This is a genomic window from Candidatus Lokiarchaeum ossiferum, assembly GCA_025839675.1.
In the GTDB taxonomy this organism is placed as follows: Archaea; Asgardarchaeota; Lokiarchaeia; order Sigyniarchaeales; family Promethearchaeaceae; genus Lokiarchaeum; species Lokiarchaeum ossiferum.
The window spans coordinates 816,922-842,927 of sequence record CP104013.1; the positions used below are offsets into that span (position 1 = coordinate 816,922).

21 protein-coding genes are annotated in these 26,006 nt (G+C 33.0%); 7 read left to right on the forward strand and 14 right to left on the reverse strand.

The features are described 5' to 3' along the window. The first annotated feature begins 4 nt into the window (after positions 1–4). Together NEF87_RS03320 and NEF87_RS03325 are read left to right on the forward strand one after the other, a co-directional pair. Positions 5–574, forward strand: a complete 570-nt coding sequence (locus tag NEF87_RS03320) for a macro domain-containing protein (protein ID WP_457918641.1) — start codon at positions 5–7, stop codon at positions 572–574. 90 nt (positions 575–664) lie between these two features. After that, complete coding sequence (locus tag NEF87_RS03325) at positions 665–1,705, forward strand: hypothetical protein (RefSeq protein ID WP_457918642.1); 1,041 nt, start codon at positions 665–667, stop codon at positions 1,703–1,705. Between the two features lie 7 nt (positions 1,706–1,712). Here the strand turns inward: NEF87_RS03325 and NEF87_RS03330 are convergent, their stop codons facing one another. The 3 genes from NEF87_RS03330 to NEF87_RS03340 form a co-directional block, all read right to left on the reverse strand. Further along, positions 1,713–3,371: an MBL fold metallo-hydrolase gene (locus tag NEF87_RS03330; RefSeq protein WP_457918643.1), complete on the reverse strand. Its 1,659-nt coding sequence runs from the start codon at positions 3,369–3,371 to the stop codon at positions 1,713–1,715. 125 nt (positions 3,372–3,496) lie between these two features. Continuing rightward, the gene (locus tag NEF87_RS03335) at positions 3,497–4,561 is read right to left on the reverse strand and encodes an asparaginase (RefSeq protein ID WP_457918644.1); all 1,065 of its coding nucleotides are present in this window, start codon (positions 4,559–4,561) and stop codon (positions 3,497–3,499) included. Positions 4,562–4,598: 37 nt separating this feature from the next. Further along, on the reverse strand, positions 4,599–5,513 hold the full coding sequence (locus NEF87_RS03340) for a GNAT family N-acetyltransferase (RefSeq protein ID WP_457918645.1): 915 nt from the start codon (positions 5,511–5,513) through the stop codon (positions 4,599–4,601). Positions 5,514–5,609: 96 nt separating this feature from the next. Between NEF87_RS03340 and pepT the strand changes: the two genes are divergently transcribed. Next, entirely contained in the window at positions 5,610–6,854 is a 1,245-nt protein-coding gene (gene pepT, locus NEF87_RS03345) for a peptidase T (RefSeq protein ID WP_457918646.1), read from the forward strand. A 34-nt stretch (positions 6,855–6,888) separates the two neighbouring features. Here pepT and NEF87_RS03350 read toward each other — a convergent pair whose 3' ends face one another. Both NEF87_RS03350 and NEF87_RS03355 read right to left on the reverse strand, forming a co-directional pair. Next, positions 6,889–8,859 (reverse strand): AAA family ATPase, encoded by a 1,971-nt coding sequence (locus tag NEF87_RS03350; RefSeq protein WP_457918647.1) that lies wholly within the window; start codon positions 8,857–8,859, stop codon positions 6,889–6,891. Between the two features lie 112 nt (positions 8,860–8,971). Continuing rightward, positions 8,972–9,346 (reverse strand): hypothetical protein, encoded by a 375-nt coding sequence (locus NEF87_RS03355; RefSeq protein ID WP_371804983.1) that lies wholly within the window; start codon positions 9,344–9,346, stop codon positions 8,972–8,974. 528 nt (positions 9,347–9,874) lie between these two features. On the opposite strand from NEF87_RS03355, the gene NEF87_RS03360 reads away from it, so the two are divergent. Both NEF87_RS03360 and NEF87_RS03365 read left to right on the forward strand, forming a co-directional pair. After that, positions 9,875–14,143 carry a hypothetical protein gene (locus NEF87_RS03360; RefSeq protein ID WP_457918648.1) on the forward strand — a complete coding sequence of 1,423 codons (4,269 nt, stop codon included), beginning with the start codon at positions 9,875–9,877 and terminating at the stop codon, positions 14,141–14,143. Positions 14,144–14,211: 68 nt separating this feature from the next. Continuing rightward, positions 14,212–16,395, forward strand: coding sequence for a hypothetical protein (locus NEF87_RS03365; protein ID WP_457918649.1), 2,184 nt, complete (start codon positions 14,212–14,214; stop codon positions 16,393–16,395). A 29-nt stretch (positions 16,396–16,424) separates the two neighbouring features. Here NEF87_RS03365 and NEF87_RS03370 read toward each other — a convergent pair whose 3' ends face one another. The 7 genes from NEF87_RS03370 to NEF87_RS03400 all read right to left on the reverse strand — a co-directional run bounded on the left by NEF87_RS03370 (position 16,425) and on the right by NEF87_RS03400 (position 22,840). Next, positions 16,425–17,120, reverse strand: coding sequence for an ABC transporter ATP-binding protein (locus NEF87_RS03370; RefSeq protein WP_457918650.1), 696 nt, complete (start codon positions 17,118–17,120; stop codon positions 16,425–16,427). Positions 17,121–17,134: 14 nt separating this feature from the next. Next, the gene (locus NEF87_RS03375; RefSeq protein ID WP_457918651.1) at positions 17,135–18,295 is read right to left on the reverse strand and encodes an ABC transporter permease; all 1,161 of its coding nucleotides are present in this window, start codon (positions 18,293–18,295) and stop codon (positions 17,135–17,137) included. Positions 18,296–18,303: 8 nt separating this feature from the next. Next, complete coding sequence (locus NEF87_RS03380) at positions 18,304–19,467, reverse strand: ABC transporter permease (protein ID WP_457918652.1); 1,164 nt, start codon at positions 19,465–19,467, stop codon at positions 18,304–18,306. Positions 19,468–19,557: 90 nt separating this feature from the next. After that, positions 19,558–19,890, reverse strand: a complete 333-nt coding sequence (locus NEF87_RS03385; protein WP_457918653.1) for an ArsR family transcriptional regulator — start codon at positions 19,888–19,890, stop codon at positions 19,558–19,560. A 59-nt stretch (positions 19,891–19,949) separates the two neighbouring features. Further along, complete coding sequence (locus NEF87_RS03390; protein WP_457918654.1) at positions 19,950–20,813, reverse strand: hypothetical protein; 864 nt, start codon at positions 20,811–20,813, stop codon at positions 19,950–19,952. A 96-nt stretch (positions 20,814–20,909) separates the two neighbouring features. Continuing rightward, complete coding sequence (locus tag NEF87_RS03395; RefSeq protein WP_457918655.1) at positions 20,910–21,788, reverse strand: ABC transporter permease; 879 nt, start codon at positions 21,786–21,788, stop codon at positions 20,910–20,912. A gap of 11 nt (positions 21,789–21,799) precedes the next feature. After that, on the reverse strand, positions 21,800–22,840 hold the full coding sequence (locus NEF87_RS03400) for an ABC transporter ATP-binding protein (RefSeq protein ID WP_457918656.1): 1,041 nt from the start codon (positions 22,838–22,840) through the stop codon (positions 21,800–21,802). Positions 22,841–23,120: 280 nt separating this feature from the next. Between NEF87_RS03400 and NEF87_RS03405 the strand changes: the two genes are divergently transcribed. Together NEF87_RS03405 and NEF87_RS03410 are read left to right on the forward strand one after the other, a co-directional pair. Further along, positions 23,121–23,474, forward strand: coding sequence for a DsrE family protein (locus NEF87_RS03405; protein ID WP_457918657.1), 354 nt, complete (start codon positions 23,121–23,123; stop codon positions 23,472–23,474). Between the two features lie 212 nt (positions 23,475–23,686). Beyond that, positions 23,687–24,127 (forward strand): peroxiredoxin, encoded by a 441-nt coding sequence (locus NEF87_RS03410; RefSeq protein WP_457918658.1) that lies wholly within the window; start codon positions 23,687–23,689, stop codon positions 24,125–24,127. A 142-nt stretch (positions 24,128–24,269) separates the two neighbouring features. Here NEF87_RS03410 and NEF87_RS03415 read toward each other — a convergent pair whose 3' ends face one another. Next, positions 24,270–24,908, reverse strand: coding sequence for a hypothetical protein (locus NEF87_RS03415; protein ID WP_457918659.1), 639 nt, complete (start codon positions 24,906–24,908; stop codon positions 24,270–24,272). A 189-nt stretch (positions 24,909–25,097) separates the two neighbouring features. Continuing rightward, complete coding sequence (locus NEF87_RS03420) at positions 25,098–25,883, reverse strand: CPBP family intramembrane glutamic endopeptidase (protein WP_457918660.1); 786 nt, start codon at positions 25,881–25,883, stop codon at positions 25,098–25,100. Between the last annotated feature and the right edge of the window lie 123 nt (positions 25,884–26,006).

Genomic DNA, 26,006 nt, shown 5'->3' on the forward strand with positions numbered 1-26,006 from the left:
CCAAATGATCGTTGAATACCATTTTACCCAGAACAATATCCAACATCAGATTAATCTCTTAGTAGGAGATATAACAGATCAGAAAACCGATGCCATTGTAAATGCTGCAAATGAAGATTTAATATTGGGAGCAGGGGTAGCGGGAGCAATTAGGAGAAAAGGAGGATCTTCCATTCAAAAAGAATGTAATTCTCTCGAAAAAACGGCAACAGGATGCGCAAAAATAACAACTGCTGGTAATCTTAGTGCAAAATATGTAATTCACGCAGTAGGCCCCATTTTCCACGATTATTCTCCTTCTGAAGCAATATATTTACTAAATAGAGCAGTGAATAATAGCTTACAAATAGCAAGAGATTATAATTTGGGATCAATCTCATTTCCTGCAATTTCGACCGGAATTTATGGATTCCCCAAAAAATTGGCTGCAGAGACAATTATTGAATCGATTCTCGATTTCTTGGAGAAATCTTCTACCCGTTTGTTAATTCAAATATGTTTACTTTCCGAAAATGATTTTCACATTTTTCAACATGTTGCAAATAGATTCTTTAAAGATCGAGTTTTAATTTAAAATCAAAAAGAATTTTTAACTTTTAGGTGAATTAAAGAAATATTTTAAGGAATAAAATCGACTTTATAAAATAAGGGTTTGATCTAAACAATGGCAATTGATGAAGATTATAAGGATTTCCGATGTTATCAACTTACGGATGACGGAGAACGCGAAGAATTAGATGTGGAGTTAAAAGATGCTGAAAAACTCTTTAATAGTGAAGGAGTGTACTTATTTGTGCGTTTTGACTTACGACGTATATTTATATGGAAAGGTCCAAAATCACCTGTTCGAAAACGATTTATATCATCACGGGTTGGAAGTAAACTCCAAGAAGAATCATCTCAAGTTGGTATGCATCTAAAAATAGTGAGTGTAGATGCTGGCGATGAACCCATCGAATTTTTAAGGGCATTTAATACAAATCCGTATGAAATCAAAGAAGGAGAAAAGTTAGAGGATATGTATTATATCCGGAACGATGAACGTCGTAAAATGGAAGAAGAGAAATTGGCGAAGGAATTAGAACAAAAATCAGGAAAGAAGAAAGAATACTGGAGCCCAATATTAGAAGAAGAAAAACGAATGAAACAAATGCAAGAAGCCAAAGAAAAAGCAGCCTCAACAGCCCAAGAAATTGCGACATCATTATCGTCTACACCTTCAAAGAAGAAAGATTTCACTCCAAAAGTAATTAAAAAGGCCCCCACTTCCAGAGCACGCGATTCTTTTTCCCCCAATAAAAAAAAATCTGGTCCTAATCGTTCAGAAGAAGAAGAACATGCAATATTAGATTTAATTTTAACTCATGACTGTCCTGAAAATTTGGAACGTTTGAATATTATTATTGGAACCTCATTATTTAGTCCAAATAAAACCATTTCGTCTGTATTTGGGAAAACAGTAGAAGAAATTCAATGGGATAGAGTTGGACAAATTCCCGACGGTAATATTGATATAGACACACATATGCTTCGAGCCTATTGTAAAAATAATCAAGTGGAAGGATTAGAGTTATTTAAAACAAAAACGGACACAAATCAGGAGAGTACTGAAGAAACCCCTGTAAAAGACACAACGGAGAAAAACAAAACAAAGAAAAAAACTTCAAAGAAAAGAACTTTAAAGGCAATCCCAAAGGGAAATTAATCATTTTTTAAATTTCATATTTTTTCGCGTATTCTGGAAGAATCACCATAATTTCATCATCTAGTAACTTCTGAAATAGTTCAGGATGAGTTGTATGAACAGGGAAAACATATTTAGGGTGGATTGTTTGAATAATTGAAATTATTTCGTCCCCCGATGCATGCCCTGAACAATGATACCGTTTAATATGATCTGATCCAATATCATAACGAGCGAGCCATGCTTCCAATTTACTCTGTTCAATTCTTCCTTCATCATCCCAAGGTTCACTTTTTGATAGAATGAAGTAGGAATTCCGTGGTGGTTGAAGATCAAATAAATCTAAGAAATTGTAGTAAGGAAGAAACATCAAAAATTGGTTCGGATTTTGGTGGATTTCTTCAGCACGAATCAAGAAATCTTTCGTAAGATCAATAAAATCCGAAACTCGGGTTCTTTTTTTCTCAAGTTCAATTTCTTCCCGACGGCTAGCAGACACTTCACACAGTTTTTTAATTGGGCTTTTAGAATAATCCAAAGGAGAATAAACCCCCCAATCCTTACGGGGTAAAAATACTCGGACATTAGAAATATCTATTTGAAAATCTATTCCTTTTGCATTCAACTCTTGTAAAATGTAATATGTGTCAGCATTGACAACTAATTTTCTATTAGCAGAGAGAGCTGCCGCATAGAAGCTAGAAAGTCTCCAAAAATCACGATTAGAGCTGGAGAAAAAGACCATTTTATCAGGATCCTTCTTATGAATTTCTTGTAATAAATCAGAAATAGATTTTTGAACTTCAGCTTCACTGTTCAAATTAGGTTCAGAATTGTTATCACTTACTCGGGTACCTTCCATGATTAAAACATCCGGACCAAATTTTTTAGCGGCGGAAATGAAATCTAAAGATTTTTGCCTTTCTGGACCATGCATTCTGATATCTCCTGAATATGCAATTTTAGTTCCAGTGATATTGTCATAGATAAGATATCCAGCAGAACCGGGAATAGAATGATCTGTTTCAAAAATTTGAACTTTAAATCCTCCTTGGGCGCAAGGAATGTAAGCACTGGAAGAAAATCCTCGTAGAGTTCGATTAATTTGAGAACCTTTCACTTTGGTAGGACGTGTGATATCTCCATTTTTATTTGTTCCAGTTATAAAAAATGGTTTATAAGAGTAGATATTGCTTAATAATGAATTAGAAGAATAAAGATCATCAAAAATTTTTAGAAAATCAATAGTTAAAGAAGACCCAATTAATTTTATTTGAGGATCTAAATAGCGAATATCCGAAATGTGATCACTGTGAGCATGAGAAATTAAAACTTCACTGATTTTTGGAGGATCTTCAAGATTCAAAGAAGTAAAATGAGGATGAGATTTTTGATAGTAGGTATAATTGGATTCAATTTGAGATCGGTTGTATTTGCATAATTCTTTGCGATAAATTCCTTTTAGTGAACCTTGAGGCCAGGGAAGCATTCCGATGAGAATTCCATCAATTAAAATCTGCTTTTGTCGGGGTTTCATGAAATCATCAAAATACTTGGTAGCGATTGAAAAATCATACCCAAAATCCAAAAGAATCCCATACCCATTTGCTGCCATGAGGCAAATCTTATTACCACCAATCGTTCCTACCCCTCCAAAAAATTCTAATATTGTTTTCTTTGTTTGCATAGAAAATCCCGATACAATTTTTGTAATTGTCTAAAAAAGTATAATATTTTAAAGTATTATCAAAGGACATTTAAATATTTCATCCTTAGCATTTTTCTTATTTTTCTATAGCGAGTCTTGCTAAATTATTCCCATACCCGTTTATATTCGGGATTTTTAATCTCCGAAATCTCACCAGCAACATCGGTGAGAAATAAATCAGTTATTTCTTGAATAGTCGCTTTCGGAAAATTGCCAAGAATCCACATGAGTTTAGTCAAAGCAGTTTCACTAATCATATCATAACCGGGGATCGAACCAGCCATCATTGCTTTTTTACCTGCTTCATAAATCATCATCCATGAAAATCCTACTGCACATTGAGAACATACAATAATCGGAACGCCTTTTTGTGTTGCAGATTTTATTTCATCGATCAGAGAATTTTCATATATGGGAATGTTCCCACTTCCGAATCCTTCCGTGATAATACCTTTATAGCCGATTTCAATAAGCTTCGGTATGATTTCTGGATTATAACCAGGAGTTATTTTTTGAATACATACTTCAATTTCCATCTTATCAAAGAATAATGGCATTTGGGTTGAGGTTTCAGTCTCTTGGTTGGAGTTATAATGTTCTCCAGTATACCGAATACTTTGTTCAATTAACCCCAATGGAGACATTCCAATACTATGGTAGGCATCAAATTCCAATTCACGAAATTTCTTTGTTCTATTGCCACGCATAATTTTTCCATTAAAAACAATTACAACTTCATGAATACGGGATTCGGTGGCCACACGAAGAGAATCAATGACGTTTCGCTTTGCATCTGTTCCGATTTCTTGAGGGGGGACCATGGCACCAGTTAAAATGACAGGTTTTGTTAATTTTTGGATTAAAAAAGAGAGAGCTGAAGCGGTATAATGCATTGTATCACTGCCATGTATAATGACAAACCCATCGAATAATTTGTAATTTGATTTAATGGTTTCAGCTATTTTAACCCAATATTTAGGTTGCATCCCAACAGAATCAATTTTAAAGAGATTTAAGGTTTTAATTGAGGCAAGCTGTTGAATTTCGGGAATGAAGTTCATCAATTCGTCTTCATTAATTTCTCCCGGTTTCCAAGCACCATCAACCATTTTTGCAGTGATAGTTCCACCTGTTCCAATCAAGAGAATTTTTTTAAAAGATTTTTTCATTGGTTATTGAGATAAATATTTTGCTTAGTTGAAAATTTTAGGTTTTTTTATTTGCATCTAGTTTTTTTTCAAATAAGACAATGCCCGATGGATGTGGGAAATCAACCCAATGGAACCCGAGATTTTGCATACTCGATCTGAGCTGTGGGGGGAAAAATATCTCTGCGCTTTTAACAGATTGATCTTCTTGTTTTTCATTTATTTCAGCTATTAAAAGACTCCTTGCTCCTTCAGGATCACCATACATTATATACCAGTATTCGTATTGAGGGGATTCATTAGATGAAGATGAACTTATCATGCGATGAATTTGAATCAAAGAATTGGTATTTCGTTTCCAAATATAAGAAGAAGAATTTTTATTTAATTGGGCCAGTGTAAATGGTACATAACTCCATCCCATATTTATCTCATCTTTTGGACCATTTTCAATTGTTTTTAGAAATTCATATGCTTCTGTTGCTGATATTGAAATGGAAGGACCAAATTTGTTAGAAGATGGTAGAAAGATAAGCTCTTCTTTTTTTGCGAACATTGTATCATGATAATCTTTACGATAAAACCCATGGGCTTCAGCTAACTTACACGAACCATGATTTTCAGTCCATGTATCATATTGAGCAAATTTGGCTCCATGGGTTTCAGCATAATCAAGAGCATATTTTGACACACTGAACCCGATCCCCTGTTTTTGATATTCAAAGGCAACTCTCCCACCTTGAATCCACACTAAACTATCTGATAACCACTTGATTCGCCCAGTTCCAACTAGTTCAGTCTTTTCAGGATCTAAAAATGCCCCAAAATTATTAGATTTAGGATCATCTAGCCAGAGACCGATGATATTTGGCATATAATCTTCTCCATCCCAAATTTTTTTACACATTTCATTGATGGCAGGAATATCTTCTCGGGTTAATTCTCTATAATAAAGGGTTAGAGCTTTCTTCATAGTTAATATTGTATATTTCCGACTAAATTAAAAAGCTATTTTTTGGAAACTGAAAATTTAAACATAATTCGGTTTTAAGCTAATATACTGATTTAAATGACAACCAAACTAGTCGAACGATTCCTAAAATATGTAAAAATTGACACCAAAAGCCAAGAAGGGGTAGAAACAATCCCAAGTACCGAGAAACAATTTAATTTGGCCAATCTTTTAGTGGAAGAATTGAAAGCAATTGGATTAGAAGATGCTCGGGTAGATGAGCACTGTGTTGTTATAGCCACCCTTCCTTCTAATATCGAAGAAGATATCACTTCAAATATCCCCACAATTTGCTTTAACGCCCACATCGACACAGCTCCAGCAGTCTCAGGAAAAGATGTTAAACCAATTATAACAAAATATACCGGTGATGATATTATTTTACCCCGAGACACTTCTCTACGCATTTCAGTGAAGGAAATTCCAGAATTAAAGGATTATATTGGCACCGATTTAATTCATACAGATGGAACAACCTTATTAGGCGCGGATGATAAAGCAGGAATTGCGGAAATAATGACAGCTATTGACGAATTAGTTCATACACCCGAAAAGAAACATGGAACGATTAAAGTGATGTTTACTCCCGATGAAGAAGTGGGAAAAGGTGCAGATGCTGTAGATATTGAAAAACTTGGGGCAAAATATGCGTATACTATTGACGGTGGTTCTATGGGAGGATATGAAACCGAATGCTTTAATGCAGCGGGAGGAAAAATCATTATTGGAGGATATGGTGTGCATCCAGGATCAGCCTATGGGAAAATGATTAACAGCCTCCGAATTATCCCCGAAGTGTTAAGTATTTTTCCAAACGATCAAGCTCCGGAAACAACTCAAGGGTTTGAAAGTTATTATCACCCTGATGCAATTAGTGGTCAAGTAGATGGAACAACAATTGAATTTATACTTCGTAATTTTGAGAGCCAAGGGTTAGAAGACCAAATTACTTATATCAAAAATGAAATCGCAAAAATCCAAAAAAATCATCCAGAAACCACAATTTCTGTAGAAATTGCAAAATCTTACCGAAATATGAAAGAAATATTAGATTTACAACCAATAGTGGCCCAAATTGCAAGTGAAGCAATAGAACGAGCAGGATTGGAAGTTAGAAAAGATCCTATCCGTGGTGGAACTGACGGAGCACGATTTTCCTTTATGGGATTACCTACACCGAACATCTTTACAGGTGGGTTTAATTATCATAGTAAAAAAGAATTTATCTCAATTCTCGGAATGGAAAAAGCGGTTGAAACCATTCTTAATATTATCGATCTTTACGTTGAAAATTTTCAATAAAAATATTGTGAGATTGGCACTCAAATAGAGGAGTTTATCGTTTTTTTAATTCTTCCTGAATTATTTCAATGTATGGATATAATCGCTCTGGTAACAAGTTTTTTTCTTCATTTTCTTTCAAGTATTCAACCAATTGCATGGATTTTTCCACTTTCCCTCCATAAAAACTGATTTCATCTGCTAAAAACTCCTCGAAAATACCCTCAAAATCATCCATCAAAATAAAAACATGATATTTATGCAGGATGTTGCGTAAAAGTTCTAATTTTTCATGAAATTCAATAGATAAATGATCTTCCATTAAGATAATTTCCGCACATAATTCGGAAATTTCGGAAGGAAAGATTGCTCGATTTTTATATATAATACTGCGTTTGAAAAGAGATGGTGTAATGATGTCACCCGCTTTAACACCTAATGCATCATTGTCTAAAAAAAACCAATATTTTTTGTGCAATTGACGAGCAAACTTCCAAAACGCACCAAAAGAACCTTTTCCGTGTAGATTGATTAATGAGAGATTATTAAGATCTAAATCAAGGCCATAAGCTCGGAAAAAGTAAGGAAATGCCATTTCTTCACTTGGTCCCTCAACAAATATCAATCCATCGGCAAAAATCGAATCCCGGTTTCGAATAGAAAAATTACGTTTTAAGCGATAATAATCCTTTGAACTCCGCGGAAGATCAATTTTTCGAACTTCTGTAATTCCATGACTTAATTCGAATAGTCGAAGATAATACAGATCATCGGGCTGAAAAAAATAAGGAGAATGAGTAATAATGACCACATGATGCTTATTTTTTAGAGAAAATTCTTTAATTAAATTATAAAGATGTCTCTGGGAATGTGGATGGAGTTGAAATTCTGGAAAATCAATCATAATAAATTTTCTTGTTTCAACTATAAAATAATACAAAAAATTCAACATTTCCGTTATACCCACCCCAATCGAGTCAAAATTGGTGATGATTGCATTTGTAGATGTCTGATAATATTTAATATAAGGCCCATCTTTGTCTTGTGCAATCCCAAAGACCAGATCTAAATCTTCAAACATTGCTTGAAAATGTATTTGTAATTCATGATATCGTCCCCAAAATTCGGGAGAATTTAAAGCTTCCATCCTTAAATGATTCAGTTTTTCTGCTAAGATTCGATTTAAAGCAGAAGGCAAATCTGGATGATAAGCTTCCATAGTAAATAGATCAGATTCCATAATTTTAATTCCTTCAGAAAGAACTAAACTATCATTAAAAAAAGAGTAAATCTTCTCAAGAGTTTCTCCTGTAAAAATAAATTTATCCGGTTTTTCAAAAAAATAGTCAAATAGTTGAGAAAGAACAGAACGGATATCCATTTTTGGGGAATTATTTTTTTTTTCTTGAATAAAGTTCCAGATGAATTCATCCCACAATTGAGATTCGCGATAGTGATGAATATCTCGATGCCGTAAGTTTTGGATGAAAGATCGACCATCTGCAGTATTTACTAAAATGATATTATTAAATTGAATGGAATAATTAACTTCTTGCTTTACATCAGAAAATCGAATGAATTCAATTCGCAGAAGACATACTTTATCGGGAAAATATTTATCAAAAATTGATTCGAGGTGCTTATAAGATATATCTGATAATTGAGAAACATCAAAAGGGAAAGAAACATCATCTTTAAAATCCAAATTCAAAATTTCCCGGATGGGTAATAAAAACCATTGATCAAATAGGAAGGCTATTTGTTCCTCATCCAATTTGATATTGATCCGAATTTTTAAAGGACGTTCAACACCCGTTTCATTATTATACCAATTATTTTTTGATAAAATATGATTAGATTCCAAGGGAGAATTGTTAAATTTCAATTCCTCTAAAAGTTTCAATAAATTTGATTTTCCACTATGATTCTTTCCTACAAAGAAAACCACGTTACTATCTAAATCAATAGATTGGGATTTCACCCCAAAGGATCTAAAGTTTTGAACATCAAATCTACGAATTTCCATACTATAACCCAATAATGTTTAAAAAATCCACTGTTTTAAACTTAGAGGTGATCCTATTAATAGAAAAAGCGATTTAAATAGACATTGACAATTAAAAAAATATTATTTTATATCAATGGCTAAGAGAATGAGCGTTGATCTGAAAAAGCGATTTTTTAATCTCATCAAATTGCGATTGAACCCAAGAAAGCATAAGTTCACAATCATTCTTTTCTGCGTTTAATTCTGGAGTGGCTCCAAAGAAATTAATTTGATAGGCAATATTTTCGAGTCGTTTTTCAGTTTCAAGAAGCTCGGTAGAGAGATTGTCAAACATATAACTTAAGTCCTCACGTTTTCCATCCATTGCTTTGAGAACTTTTTTTTTTGTGAAGATAGGCATGATTTTAACTCCTCGATTTCCTAATATCTTAATCGTTTGATTATTTATAAAATATCCTTCTTGGAAAATTTCTAGATTAATTAACAATATGCGAGTTTTATTCAAACAGTTATCTATGTAAAGATTTAAATAAAATCGTTTGATTTGCCGATAATAATCTTAATTCACTTTTTATCTAAGAATATAGACTATTAAATTTATTGCTTTTTTTTGATAAAATGGAATAATTCCAAAATATACATTAATGTAAGGAAGACCTTTATTCCGCTATTAATACCCACTATAGAAATTCAAAAATTTGGGATAAAAAATGAGTATTGAAAGTTTTTAATAATAACAAAATGATGAGTGATTAAATTAGATCAAACAAATGTACTCATGAAATTATTGCATTCTTGGACCATAAAAGATGAATTTTCTTCATTTGGAGTGATTTTATGGACGATTATACTTAAACTTAAAAAGTCAAAATTGCATGGTTGGACATAACATTTCAATAATTAAGATAATTGAAAAATAATACGAATTTGAGAGGCATATGACAAATCTACTAATTTGGGTTGGAAACAATTATTTAGGAGAGGTTGGGATATAGCTTTTCAAACAACTTTTTTTTTTGATAGAGTGGTTAAAATGAAAAAAAAACAAATTTATTCTCTATTTCTAGTTTTTGTGTTTTTAGGTAGTATTTCCTTCGTGCAAGGATTTGAGGGAAGCTCCGATTACTCGACCAGTAGTAGAGAGATCATTGAAGAAATCGAATTATCTGGCTTAAATTTTACCTATCCGTTTAGTGCCGGGGATGAATTTATATTCGATTTCAATTTAGCTGTTGATGTTGGAACAGATGATCCAACTATATACTCTGAGATTGATCAGTGGATTCTAGATAATTCAGATATTTTCAGTTCTTTTGATATTGAAAGTAGAATTGAAGAATTCGAAGATTTAGTATATCAAGATTTTGATATTAAGATTTTGATTGATCAAATGAAAAGTATTTATGAAAATCGAACGAGATTTGACGGAGAGTTTTATTATAACTATACTGAAGGTGATGAAGATCTATTAGTTGGTGAAGAAATTTATGGCCAAAATAGTGATATCAAAGCTTACGATTTAATCATGGGTAATATATCTGTGAGAAATGACACCTACTGGTTTGGTGCTCCAAGTGATTATGCGCTTGATGTGATTAATGAAGCGGGAAATTTGATTTCTAATGTAATTCCTTTTGATCGGGAATTAAATGAAATGCAAGAGCAAATTGATTTCTTATCTTTAATGCTCCCCCAAGTTCCCACAAATAGCCTTCCAATAGAAATGTTGCGTTTCAGGAATCTTACAGATGAATTTAGTTACGAAAAGTGGGATCCGACAGTTCCAACTATGCCTACCTTAGGTGATGATGATTATGATTATAAAATGAATTATTATCATGGCTATCATGACGCGGGATACGATTGGGGTTATGGAGATGGTGTTCATGATGATGAATATCGAGATTGGGATGTTTTCCACCAAGATGAAAAGAAGAATGATGATAAATATGACGATCGAGATCATTGGGAAGAATCATTCTATCCATTTGAAGATAATTTTTATGGTGACGGATATAATGAAGGTTATCGCCATGGATATAACCACGGATATGTAGATGGATATGAAGACTATCAAACTTATTTAAGCACCCATCCTCAACCAGAATTACCATTCCCCGATTATTTTGATGGATTAGAAGGATTCCCATTAATAGCACCTCCAGGAATGAATTTCTCAAAAATATATGACTTAGCTTTTGAAATGATTGATTGGGAAAATGCATATGCCGCCTACTTAGGAGATGAAGGATTACCAATCGATGATATTTGGGGCACGATAGATGATTTAGGCGCCGTTTCTAATTTCTATGTTGATACAAATACAGTTTCACTCGTAATCAATACAGATCATCTTAACTGGAGTTTTATTGAATTTTTGTCTAAAGGAATGATAAATAAAACTATCATTGAAGATATGGTCGGTATAAAGGATTTCACAGGACAAATAAACATAGCTCTTGAAATGAATGAAGATCGGACATTCAAAGGATTCACAATGTATCTCTTTGGAGACATTACTTTAGATTTCACCGACTTACAAGATATGTTACCTGATGACGATGATTTTCCAGATTTTATTCGGAATTTAGCTGATGATACCTTTTATATGGGATTAAATTTCAGTTTAACTTCACATGATTATCTCCCACCTTCCTTAAATGATATGGATCCCGATGAATTTCTAAAAGTCGCCAATCTAGGAGAAGATAGTGATGATTATGATAATGATGGTATTTTAAATTCTGAGGAAATTGCCGCAGGTTCTGATACCTACATAACCAACGAATATTCTGCAGATACTGATGGAGATTTCTTATTGGATGCAGAAGAAATTGCTTTAGGTTTAGATCCAACAGATGCTGATTCTGATGGAGATTCAATGCCTGATGGTTGGGAAGTGTATTACGGAACGGATCCCGAAACGGATGATAGTTCAGTCAATACTGATGGAGATGGATTTACAAATCTTGAAGAATATGACCACATGACTGATCCTGGCTTAGCTGATACCGATGGAGATGGATTGAATGATGATTTGGAAATTCTCTCCGATCCATTGAATCCTGACACCGACGGGGATGATTTAAATGATTATGATGAAATTATTGTTTATTTCACCAATCCATTAAATGAAGATACCGACAATGATAACATGACCGACGGTTGGGAAGTATCCTATGGTTTGAATGCAACATTAACAGCAGATGGCAAGTATAATAACGATACGGATGATCTTCTCAATGATGAAGAATTCGCTCGTGGATGCAGTCCACTCACTAATGACACCGATAATGATGATTTAGATGATAGATTTGAAATTGAATATCCCGATCATGCATTGAGTCCAAGCAATAATGATACAGACTGGGATGGTCTTAGTGATTATGATGAAGTGATGACCTATTTCACAAAACCAAACAGATATGACACAGATAATGATGGTTTAGATGATTATGAAGAACTATTTGTCTACTTCACTAACGCAACTTATTATGATACAGATTACGATGAGATGAATGATTGGGAAGAAGTTCGATTTGGAATTAACCCCAATAATGTTGATTCGGATGGAGATTTGATTCCTGATGGATATGAATGGCGACACTATAATGATGATTGGCATCATTTAGATCCTTCAACAGCAGATGACACATCAGTGGATTGGGATGGTGATGGATTAACCTTACTTCAAGAAATAGTTGGAGATTATTCAGATCCAGAAGATTGGGATACGGATCGTGATGGATTAGACGATTATGAAGAATCCGTTTTAAATACAGATCCACGTGATTGGGATACGGATCATGACGGATTGTCAGATTCAGAAGAACATTACAACGCTTTCACCGATCCAAAAGATTGGGATTCAGAAAATGATTTGATGCCTGATGGATGGGAATGGCACCACGGGTTAGACCCAAATACAGATGATGCAGCAGATGATTTAGATGCTGACGGTCGATCAAATCTTGATGAATATTACGATGATACTTGGCCAAATGATCCAGATACGGATAAAGATGGTTTATCAGATGGTGATGAAGCACTAGAATATACGGATCCACGCGATTGGGATTCAGACAATGATGGACTTTCTGATGGGTTTGAAAATACAACTACTGGATATGAACCACTCACTTGGGATAGTGTTACACCTGGAATTCCAGATTATGAATCAATGTATCATTCTAGTGGATACTCTGAAATTGTGACATTATTTAATACTCACAATATTGACTACTTATACGAAGACGAGTATTTTGGCGATGTGATTAAATTTGAACACCCCGGAAACAATGCCCGATGGTTTGAAATTTATCTTTTTGGTGATGATACAGCCGGCGCCACATTTACTCTCTCAGTATCATATGAAGAAGAAGTTTGGGATGGAGATCACTGGGAACGACACCAAAGAACCGATGAATTATATACTGATGAACCTTGGACAACTGGAACACTTCTCACAATTGATAGTCACAATTATGGTCAAAATTGGTATAACTTCAAATTAATGGTCTTTGATGGGAATCCATCCCATGATGTAGAAGAATACTTTGATTTGAATGTCAAGTCACATGATCCAATGGTGGAAGGTCCAAACGACGAAACCATAGATATATTTGATAGTGATTCTTATGCCTGGTTTGGATGGAATATTCATGACAACATGGATTGGTATGAATATGGAAACTACGTAATAACCCGAGGTACATCAATTGTGAAACGTGGAAACTGGTATGCTGGTGACTTCGTTGGTTTTGATGTTTGTGAAGTCCCTCCAATTGGCGTATGGGAATTTACGATTCATGTAGATGATAATAAAGGAGGACACTCAGTAAGAAATCTAACATTGAATATTGAAGGTGTTGATCCAACTATCAGCCATCCTGCAGATATTACAATTGATTCTACCGTTGCAGCAGCAGATGCCAAAATCCATTGGACAATTGAAGATCCTTCAGTTCAAGACGGTGCCTATTACGAAATATTCGTCGATAGCATTTCTATACGAGAAGTGATGTGGAATGGAGAACAACAATTCCAGTATAATATTACAGAGGATCTTTCTACCCTTTCAGCTGGAGTTTATGAATACAAGATTGTCGCTGATGATGGTCGTGGTGGAATAGTTGATGATATAGTAATAGTTACTGTCAACGCTCCAGCCAATACAACCACTACAGAAACAACCACCACAGAAACAACAACGCCTCCATTTGAAATTCCAGGATATTCCCCTGTTGTTTTTGGATTTGTTTCTTTAATTGCAATTGCTTATATAATTAAGAAACGAAAATAAAGGAGCATTCCAACATTTTTTTAATCTTTTTTTAATATATTTTATGTAAGCAAACGTAGGATTAAATCATGGTTTACCCTAAATTCACATTAAAAATAATTCTCATTGGAACCATCGGGTTATGTTTATTTTCGCTTATTGAATTTCAAGAAGGCCTTAATACGAGTTTTTCACTTAACAATAAAGAAGAAGATAGATTTCAAAATATAATGTTGCCAAGATCAAACAGTGAAGAATTATCACTAGATTATTCCCTAATCTATAATATCACTAAAAATGGTGATGTCCAACATGATATTGTACCGGTTAACTTATCTATTCAAGGAACAAATGGTTTACTTGAAGATGGGAGTATTGAATATTCTATACCTAAAAACATTACAGATCCATCTGTTCTTGAAAGTTTATCCTTAATTTTCTTTGAGGAGCAAATCCAATTCATTCAAGACCACAGTTTTGAAGAAACTTATGAAACCTACTTTTCTTTACGAAAAGAAGCACTGTCAAATGATCCGGCAGATATTGCTGAAAATGGGAGTTATAATTTCTTTTGGATTTGTGACATCAATACTCCTCCGAGTTCATTAAAAAAATATACCAATATTCCATTCACCCGGTTAGCGTACAATATTCCTATTAAGGAGGATGATTTGTTGTTGACTTATCCCACATGGGAAAGTGATACGACTTTATTTCCAAGTCATCAAAAATTAATTGAAGTATTTTACTTAAAATCAAGTCAAGCAGTCTCCGGGGAATATCAATATACCATCCGGCTGTATTATGATAAAACAAATTCCATATTATTGAAGGCTGAATCCTATTATCAAAAAATAAATACAAATGAAGAGTATTATGTGAAAATCATTTTGCGCGATACTTCTTTATCCTTGAATTTAGTTGACAACGGGGGATGGAATGGGGATACAAATGATCAACCTCTTCTCAACCATCCTGAGGATATTTCTTTTGATGATGATTCGCAAAACTCGCATGTGATAACTTGGGAAATCGAAGATGAAATCAATTTTTATGCAAGTTACACGATTTTTACTTTGAATAAACAATTTGGACCCTTTCTTTGGGACAATTCCCCTCTAATTATTTTCAATGTCAGTGATTTTGCCGATGGGGATTGGAACCTATTTATTATTTTTGAAGATGGCTTAGGTCAAGTAGCAATCGATTCCGTCCGTGTATTGATCAGTCCAGTTCCTCCAATAATTTCGACCCCTTCAAATATTGCATATTATAGCAATTCTTCATCAGAATACTGGGCAGAATGGCTAATTTTGGACAATTCCACTTACCACACCCATTATTCAATTACGTTACAAGAAGCTAATCTTATCCTTATGGAAGGGGAGTGGACCAATGGTGATATAATCGCATATAATGTATCTTCATGGCCAATTGGGATTTGGAACTTGGTCATTTTGGTTTCAGATGGAAGTTCAACACCAGTTTTGACAGATAATGTGGAAATACAAGTGTATAATGCAACTACGGATCAAGAAAATAGAGCCCCATATATATTTGCATCAACTGATTTAGAAATCTATTTTGAAAGCCAAGAAAATAATTTCCTCAACTGGTATCCCGTTGATTATAATACTACATCATCGCGCAAAGGTTCTTTGTATTTGAACAATACCTTAATAATGGAAAACATTCAGTGGAATAGCCAAGAATTAATCGAAATTGAATTGCCCTATTTAACAATCGGAAATTATTCTTTTTTAATCAACTTAGACGATGGGAATGGATTAAATTCCACTTCAGAGGTTCAAGTATCCGTTTTGCATGCAATCTCTGATCCTAATAACCCACAATCATCAAATTTAGTAATTATTTCAGGCCCTGATTTGTTCTATTATGATAATTCAACCACATTCCAAGATATAACATGGATCATTATTGATTTTACACGAGACTCAGGTAGTTTCGAAATCACTTTAAATTCAACGAATCTAAATTATTCCCAAAATGCGTGGAACTCGGGTGAATTTATTCACTTCAATGTATCAGATTTAAATAGAGGAAAATATATTTTTGAAATTCATGTAGAGGATCTTTATGGGCAGACACATTCAGATTCGATTAATGTTTGGGTGCTTGCATCTAATGTAAACAAACAGAGCAAATTGTGGTACCTACTCATCGCCATTCCGGTATTATCAGTTGGAGGAGTGGTGTATATATATTTAAAGAAGAAAAAAGACACCAATGCTGGAATATTGGATCAAATTTAATGATTTTTTTAAGGTGTTCTGAAATTCGATCAAGGTGCTTTTTCTTTTAATTTTCCATTTTTTAACACAAATTTATGATCACAAATCTTCTCAACTTCTGGATTGTGGGTCACAATTAATATTGTAGCATTATATTCTTTGCGTAATTTTAACAAATAATTGAGAATAATCTCTGTTGTTTGAGCATCTAGATTACCAGTAGGCTCATCACATAATATTAATGTGGGATCATTCACTAATGCACGAGCAATGGCCACCCTCTGTTGTTCTCCAATGCTTAGATGATGGGGAAATTTATCCGCTTTTGATTCTAATTGCACTTGTTTTAATAAGTCGGTACTCTTCTTTTTTTGTTCTTCTTGATCCTTGTGCAGTAATGCCATCGGTAATTCAATATTCTGGCGAACATTTAAAGTTTGAATTAAATTAAAAGTTTGGAAAATAAAACCAATTTTGGCTAGGCGAATTTCTTGCATTTGCTGTTTGGTCAATTGAGACACATCTAGCCCAGAAATCTCATATGTTCCAGAATCAAATTGATCTAAAAGCCCAATAACATTAAGCAATGTGGATTTTCCACTCCCACTGGGACCCATTATTGAAATTATATCATTTCGTTGAATTTCAAGATTTACACCCTTGAGAACTTGAAGCGATTCAGAACTTGTAAAATAGGATTTCTGGATATTTGATAATTTTATTATAGTTTGACTCAGATCACTCATTATTTTTAACCTGGTTAGTTTCTTTTTTTTATTTCAGATAGAATGTTTACTCTAAACACAATTAGGGCGGGAATGATTGCGATTAAGATTCCCCCAAAAAAAATCAACCCAATGGATTGAAACATTAACTTAAACGGGGCAACTTTCAATGTGTTACTTCCAAATATTTTAAAAGCAGTTGTAAAATTATCACGGGAGCCAATTTGAACTTGTATAAATGCAAATATTGAAATATAGGCAATTAGTGATAAAGGAACTCCAATCACCAACCCAATAATAGTGATAAGTGCAATTTCAATCCATAACAACTTCATCAACATCATTTTCGGTGTTCCCATTAGAAGGAGGACTGCAATATCCTTTTTGCGACTTAAAACGTTCATAGTTTCAATCGCAAATACAAATACTAAAGCAGTGATTATCGCAAAGAATGTGAAAAGTTCAATAATATCCGTGTAAAAATTGCCCATACTCCCCTTTATCTCATCTTGTTCCTCAGTTGTAAGAAAATTCAACTGGGGGAACTGGGTTTCAAATTCTTGTACTTTTTCGCCATTTTGAATTTGATTCGAAATAAAGAATAAAGAGACTCGATCTGTGTAGTTATAGGAGGTTTGTAATGTCAGCAAGTCGCATACAATAATACCATCCATAAAGGAACTGCTGGAACTTAAAATTCCACTTACATGAAAAGTTTTATTCTGTATGTAAACTACATCATCAGAAAACTCAACCGAGGATCCTACCACAACTTCATGTATTGAATTAGGCCATTTTCCCACACTCAAACCAGTATTTTCCCATAATGTGGAAATATCAGATAAGTTTGTGCCTAAAATGTAATTATATTCAAAAGAACTTACCGATTCATCATAAGATACAATCAAGGCCGGAATCGTTTCTTCTTGGAAAAAATCTTCAATCTCAGCTTGATACTCTGCTTCTAAAAATGATCCAGCAGGAAGAAATTGAAAATAATTCGCACCCTTTTCAATTATTTGTGAATATTCATTAAAGGGGGTGAAGAACCCCGAGGCGGTCTGTTGGTACCTTTCAGAAGTCATAGATATTACCATCACAGTCATAGTACTCAAAATAATCCCGAGAATACACATAATAGTTCGACTTCTTTTTTGTTTTAGATTTTGGAATATAAAATCACGTAAATACAGCATTTATCACCCTATTCTTCTTTTCTGAAATTTTCTACAATATTCAATTTTCGCCACTTCAAGATCGGGATCAAAGAAACTAATACCCCAACAAGCATTGTGATGAGAAATGTATTTAGATAAACGGAAGGTGTAATAAAATCATTCATTGAACTCAAAAACTGAATAAAATTTGAATATTCAAGCTTAAAACGGATAACGGCATTATAGGAGTACCAAAAAAATACAATTCCAATTAGGATAGCACCCAAATAGCTTACTAAAGTTAGAAATACGACTTGAATGAAAATGAGGAGGCTAATTTTGTTTGCAGGCATGCCAATTGCGCGCAAAATACCAAATTCTTTTAGATTATCTTTTAAATTTAAAGTCAATAATATTGCTACAAACATGATACTAATAACAAATGGAAAAGATGCTAGAAACGCCTGAATGAGTTTAATTACATCAAAAAAACTCCCCGTTTCCTTTTTCAAAGAATTTGAATCCATAACATGGATCGATGACGACAAGGACTCCACTTGTGAAACAATTGAAGGAGTATCAACAACAGGATCAATAATTTCAGAATCTAGTAATAAATAAAGAATAGAACAATAGTTTTCCATATTGTAAATCTCTTGAATTTTTGAATATTCACAATAGAGAAAAAAATCCATTAAAGGGTTATCTGGCTTCAGCACACCTGACACACTAAAAGTCTCATTTTGTATCAAAATTTCATCACCCGGTTCCAAATTTCCACCTGCTACATTTGATCCCACTAAAACTTCATTTTTATTCTTTTCTGGCCATTCACCAGCACTTAGAGTAGAATCCTGTAAGTATATGACTTTCAGATACTCAAAATCTATTCCAACTAGCGCATCCTTAATTAAATCGGTGGAGGAAACATTGCTGAAATCTTTAAAAATCAAAGGAATAGCGGTACTAACCCCATAAATTTGTGAAACTTCCGTTCTTAATTCTTCTTGAACCTTCGAATTAAATGGGACAAATTGAGCCATAGTTGTCCCTTTTGACATAACCATAACCGAATCAGAATCTACCAAAAAAAACTGATCCATCATTTGATCTAGCATGTTTGTATAACTGTTAATCGTGAAAACCGACCCTAAAGCCATACTAAATCCTAAAATACACCCAATATAGCGTAACCGATTTTTTCTAAACAAAGACCAGAAATATGTAATTAGGTGTATTTTCTAAATCCTCCATTATATAACTATAATTTGTTGACCATATATATAATTTTATTGATTAAATTACGAAGAAGAAGGCCATTCAATTTGGACTAAAAATTTGCGTGCGACAGCTCGATAATATTTCATCTTAATTCCAAATTCATTCGTAAAAAATCGAGATTGAACGGCGAGGTTTTTTTTTACCAAATCATCAAGATGGCGTTTGATAGTTCCTGGATTCATTTTAGTTATGTTTTTAATATCAATGATTGTTTTTTCTTCGGGAATGATAAGAGAAAGCAACATTTGTTTTTTTTCATGGAATAAAATTGGCACTACAGAAGGATCATTAATAATGGCCACTTCAGAAATGTGAAAAGTTGATGCAGCGTGTTGATTATTATTTTTTTCCATATTATGACCTTCTTTTTTCTTTTTTTTTTATTTATCTTGGAACGAGAATTTTATCAATGTTATTCCATTCGTTTGTTATTCCCACTTTCTTTAGTGCTATTGTAGATTCTTGTTGCGATAAGAGTCATTACAGGATATCCGATTACGAACATCCAGAAGAGCATCACGATTATCAAGGTAATAAATATAATTATCGTAATCAATTCTTCAAAAAGTAGATTACTAAGCAAGCTAATGATAAAAATAACTATTGAAGGTATAAATTGAAAGATAATGTAAAATATACCCCAAGTTGCAAGTAATCGTTTAGGATTTTGTTTTAAAATTAAGAAATTTTCTTTGAAACTCGCTTTTAAATTAGAACTAGAAGTTAAACTTGGAAAAATTTCAATGAACAGAACAGTTAAACAGTAAGTTAGAGGTGTATAAAGCATAATTTGAACATTTACTTCGGTTATGAAGAATTTAATCGGCAGATCGAATTGAGTAAAAAAACCCGATAATGTGAAAATGAGAGATAACAACGGATATTGCCACCAGAATCGTTTAAAATATGAAAAAGAACCCTTAAATTCGGCAAACATGTCCCCCGAACTCATAATGTCAAATGCAAGACCATATTGACAGGTTAACATTGCTTGAAAAAGCCAAATGGAAATCAAAAATCCTGGGAGTAGCATTAGAATTACAAGCGGTTCGGCAATTTCTTCTACTTTCACTTTTAAATAGATTAATGTGATTAATACAGAAATAAGCATCCCTACTACAAAAAATAGAAAAGCAAATAGTTCGGTACCCATAAAGGCTTTTACATTATTTCGAAATGCTTGCAAACTTAGTTTGAAATCCAATTTTACCTCTTCAGAAATAGATAAAGGTATTGATCCAGTCCTTTCACTACTATTTGGATTGATACTTGACATAGCTCTATTTCCTTATTTATTTCATTTCACTTAAGCTTTACAATTTTCATATCTTGCTTTTCTTTTAATAATGGAAAAAAAAAAATCTGAAAAAAACTAAGAATCTTGCCTTTTTTTATATAGGAAATTAGCAACGGTTGTAAATATTATTGTGAACAATAACATTCCCAAAACCGCACCCACTGATGAAGGAGAACTCCATGATGTCATTTCCGAAGTGGTTCCAATTGTTACAGTCACCGATCTTAAATCACCAGCATTAAAACAACCGGTAATTATCTTTCCATAATACGTAGGGATGAAAAGGGGCTCAATAGTTGTAAGAAAAGGCAATAGTAGTAATACAAAATCAAAAAAGACCAGTAGAAATAACATAGATAGTATTACCACAGACGAGTTTTTCTTGAGAAATGAACTAAATAACACAACAAACGATAAATTCATATTCATATATAATAGGGCCCATGCTAAACTAGTCCATAATGAATTTGGAATTTCAGAAAATTTTATAAGAGTTACAAATCCAATTACGGCATAAAATAATATAATCAAGCCGAAACTCATGATCATTCCCGCTATAAAACGTCCTACAAGAATTCTATCTCGTGAAATCTTTGGAAACAGTAGATTTCCAGTATTTCCCTGAAAATCTACTACTAGCATAGATCCTCCAAATGAAATTGCAATAATTACTATTAAAATATTTATCGGAAACATAAAAGTCATGACATACGAAAGAATTGTCGGATTTTCCCCATACATACCATTTTGCTCTTGAATATTGAATAAAAGCGTGGATATCGTATGAAAAATGATTATTACTATCGCTAAAAAGATAAATTTTCTGACGTTTCTTCTTATTTCAAATAGAGCAGTATCTGTTATTTGTTGAATTTTTCGTTGGGAACTAATGCTCTTCCGATTAAAAGGAGACAATTTTGAAGAAGTATTATTAATTAATTTTGTTGTTGACATCATTATCGCTCCTATATTTTACTCTCCACTTTGATGGGACTCATATTGAGTTCTCTATATTTTTGATCTGATTCCGAAACAAACTTTAAATACAAATCTTCTAATAATCCTGCTTTAGGGACTGAAAATTCTAGTACATCAATATTATTGAGAAGTAATTGTTTGAGAATTTCAAGTTGATTTTTAGGAGATCCATCAAATCTAATGTAATAAGTGTTATCATCAGAATCATAACTCACATCCTTTTCTTCAACTATAGAATTGATCGTATCTCGAATTTTTTTAAGAATAATTGTCGATTCAATTGAAGTTTCCAAGATCTCTAATTGAATTACACTATTTCGAGTCATCTGTTCTAAGTTCTCCAAAGTATCACAAGTTACTAACTCTCCATGTGAGATTATAGCAATACGATCCGCAACTTCTGAAATTTCATACAATAAGTGACTGCTCAGAAATACTGTTTTTTTTAATTCTTTCAATTTTAGAATTAAATCACGAACTTCTCTTCTTGCCTTGGGATCTAAGCCTGTATGGGGTTCATCAAAAATAATTATATCTGGATCATGAACAAAAGCGGACACAACACCAATTTTTTGGCGCATTCCTTTTGAAAAAGTACCTAACTTTTTATCAATCCATTCTTCCATATCAACCATTCTAATGACTTTTACTACCCGATCATGTATCAAATTTCGGGGATAACCTTTTAGTTTTGCAAAATAAGTTAATATCTGTCGAGGAGTGCTATTTTTATAAAAATATGGGTTTTCAATTAAGAATCCCAAGTGATCTAGAAGGTAATCTTTATTCAAAGAAGTCATTTTTTCAAGTTCACCATTTGCTCGAATCCAGACTTCCCCACTGGTCGACCGTAATATATTTGCCATTATTTTCATCGTCGTAGATTTTCCTGCACCATTTGGCCCCAAAAACCCAACAATTTCTCCACGATGAATATCCAGAGATAGATTGTTGATTGCTTTAAATGAGCCAAACTGCATAGATAAATTTTTTAATCGGATTAATACATCAGAGCTTGTCATATTCATTGTTGTCACCTTTGCAAAGAATTTGGATTCAAAAATTCACTGATTTGACATATTAATGTATTTAGACAAATATTGTCGCATAAAGTGAATAGTTATCCAATTTGCATCTTTTGCAAATGCTATTATATCTAAATAATTTTACCTATATAAATTTAAGCATTTGCACAACATGCAAAAAGTTCAAAAATCACATTAATACCACAATGAGCAATTTGCGACTTGTGCAAAAAGATAGTGAATTATTCGATATTCTTTTAAGATACTACAAAAGATGAAGACTATGGAAAAAAAATTTATTTTATATTCTTTCAATGGAGAAGGTATGTGTTTTGCCCATGTACTTTTGAATGCTATGGAAATGCACGGCAAAGGCTATGATGTTCTAATTGTTGTGGAAGGTAGTTCAGTGAAAATGATCAAAGAATTTCATGAAGATGAAAAACATCCCTTTAATGATCTCTATTCGAAAGTTAAAAGCGCCAATCTTATACATGGCGTATGTCTTGCTTGTGCAACTAAAATGAAAGTTGTTGAAGCAGTCAAGGCAGAAAAACTTCCGTTAATTGGATCAATGAGCGGTCATCCTCCAATGTCTGAATTTATTGATAAAGGATATCAAATAATCACATTTTAAATTTGTTTAACATACAATAAGTGTTGATTATGCAATCCTTGCAGTTCAGGGGGTTTCAGATTAGAATAATATTTTTTATCTCAATTTTTTATTATGAAAATGTTGCTTTGACTTCTAGTTCGTAATTTTTAGTGATACAAACCTAATATTTTGGAACGATGTAATTTAATGGGGGTCAATGAGATTATTTTACTAAATATTGGTGAAAAATTATGTTAAAAATAGGCGATTTTATTCCCGAGGCTCTTGAGCTGAATGACCAAGACAATAAAACTTGGAAATTATCTCAACTTAAAGGTAAAAGATCAATCTTGTATACCTACCCAAAAGATTCAACCCCCGGATGCACGACGGAAGCAAAAAACTTTAGGGATTCTATAAAGGAATATGAAAATGCAGATATCCAAATATTTGGAATCAGTGCTGATTCGGTGATTTCCCATAAGAAATTCGCTGAAAAACACAATTTACCGTTTACATTGCTTTCAGATCCTGATAAAAAGTTATTGAATGCGCTGGGATCTATGGAAGGAGGTAAAATTAAAAGAAGAACATGGTTAGTGGATGAAAATGGAAAAATTGAAAAAGTATTTGAAAAAGTATCTCCGACGAACCATAATGCAGAATTGTGCGAGTATTACATGCTGAAATAATCCCTATCCTAAATATTTGAGAATATTGATGATAAATTGCACAAATTTTTTTGATTTAAATTTCATCTTGGTAATAGAATTAATTTTATGTCTTTTTTATATATAATTCATATCAGCGTTTCCCAAGATAAACCAATATATTTTATTTAACAATTGAAAAACCAGAGTTATTTATTGAAGGAATTTTGAAATCCAGTTCAAAACCGAAATCTGAAGATTCAATAACTATATTTACATGAGAATCTGTTTGAAAAGTGACTGACTGCCCAAAAAAGAGATAAAATTGAACAGTTTCTTCAGGATCTAAATTTTGATCAGCATTTTGATTGTTTAAGAAGCAAATTCCAAAGGATTTTGAAGACCCTTCTAACATACTCCCGAGATCATTAATTCCTTCATTGTAATTTAATTCACATAACTTTGTCTCATCCGCATAGATTAAAACCTTCAGAGATGCGGATGAAAAAGAAAAAGATTCAATTTGTTTTAGGGAAATCAAATCGAAGAACAGCGCGTCCAAATAATAATTATCCCCTTCAGCATAGGAGTGTATCCCAACCATATTGTTTTTCACAACAAGTTGATCAGGAGCATTAAAAATACTGAGAAACGGAGCAGATTTTGATGCGATAAGAAATGAAAAAGTAAATCCTCCAAATAAACACATACCGATAATGAATATGATGGCAGTATGACGTTCTTGCTTAGAAATCTTCCCATTGCTTTTACTTCGTGTTTTGGTGAATGGGTATCGAGATCTTCGAATCGTCAATACTTGCATACCAACCAAGAATAAAAAAAATATTTGAAGCTGTTTTTTCAAAACATTCCAAAGAACAAGATTTTCTTCATTTTATAGAGAGCAGTGTTTTTTAAAAAGAGTACAACTCTTCCCATTTATAGTTGATAGCTGTAAGCAAAGAAATTACACAGTAGAAAAAATATTATCAAGAAAAACACAAGAGATTAGTTAGAAAAACATCTCTAAATTTGCGATCAAATTGCCAAACATGTGCAAAGCAATCGGAATGCGGATATCCTTTTTAAATACAAATAGTAACCCGAATAAAATACCTGAAACAAAAATTGGTAGTAATACTGATAAATCTCCATAATAATTTACATGCAATAAAGTCCATATTATTGATTGGATAATAATAACATACATTAATTCTCCAAATTTCATATTATATAGGTTAGTTTGAGGCTTGGGTTTCAGGCTAAGATCGATTTGAACCCGTTTTGATCGAAGATTCAAGAAAATACTGATTAAGAATCCCCGGAAGAATAATTCTTCTGAGATAGAGACTAAAATTGCGTACCAAAATAACACCCATTCTTCAGAGTCAAGGTTAAAATTTGAGGGGAGGTGTGATAAAGAAAATAATTTTATCACCAAAAACCCTATACAAAAGACCCAAAATGTGATGGAAAGGACTTGAGAATACATAAGATGTGATGATGAGTCCGGACTTTGAGGGTCATTTTTACTCTGATTACGACTGGAACAGTCCTTTTTCGTAACTTCTTGGAGATAATAATACCCAAGGAGACAAAAAGTCCCTTGAAGAAAACAAAATAGAGTCAATTCATAATTCTGGGGATAAATTATAATTCCGAGTAAAATTAACCCAAATATATCAAGAAATAAGAAAATTAAGGAATTTTTGTGAAAAGATTGGAAATGAAATTTGTTCAAATAGATAGAAAAAATTCTTTTGAATTCCTTCTGTAAATCCTTTTCATTAGAATCCATGTATACCATTATCAAACTTTCTTTTATATATTTGACTTCTTAAAAAAAGATTCAATAGAGAATGAAGTCTATCTAAAAGATTTTAAATATTGAAAATGTAATTTCAATTTCTAATCCATCTTT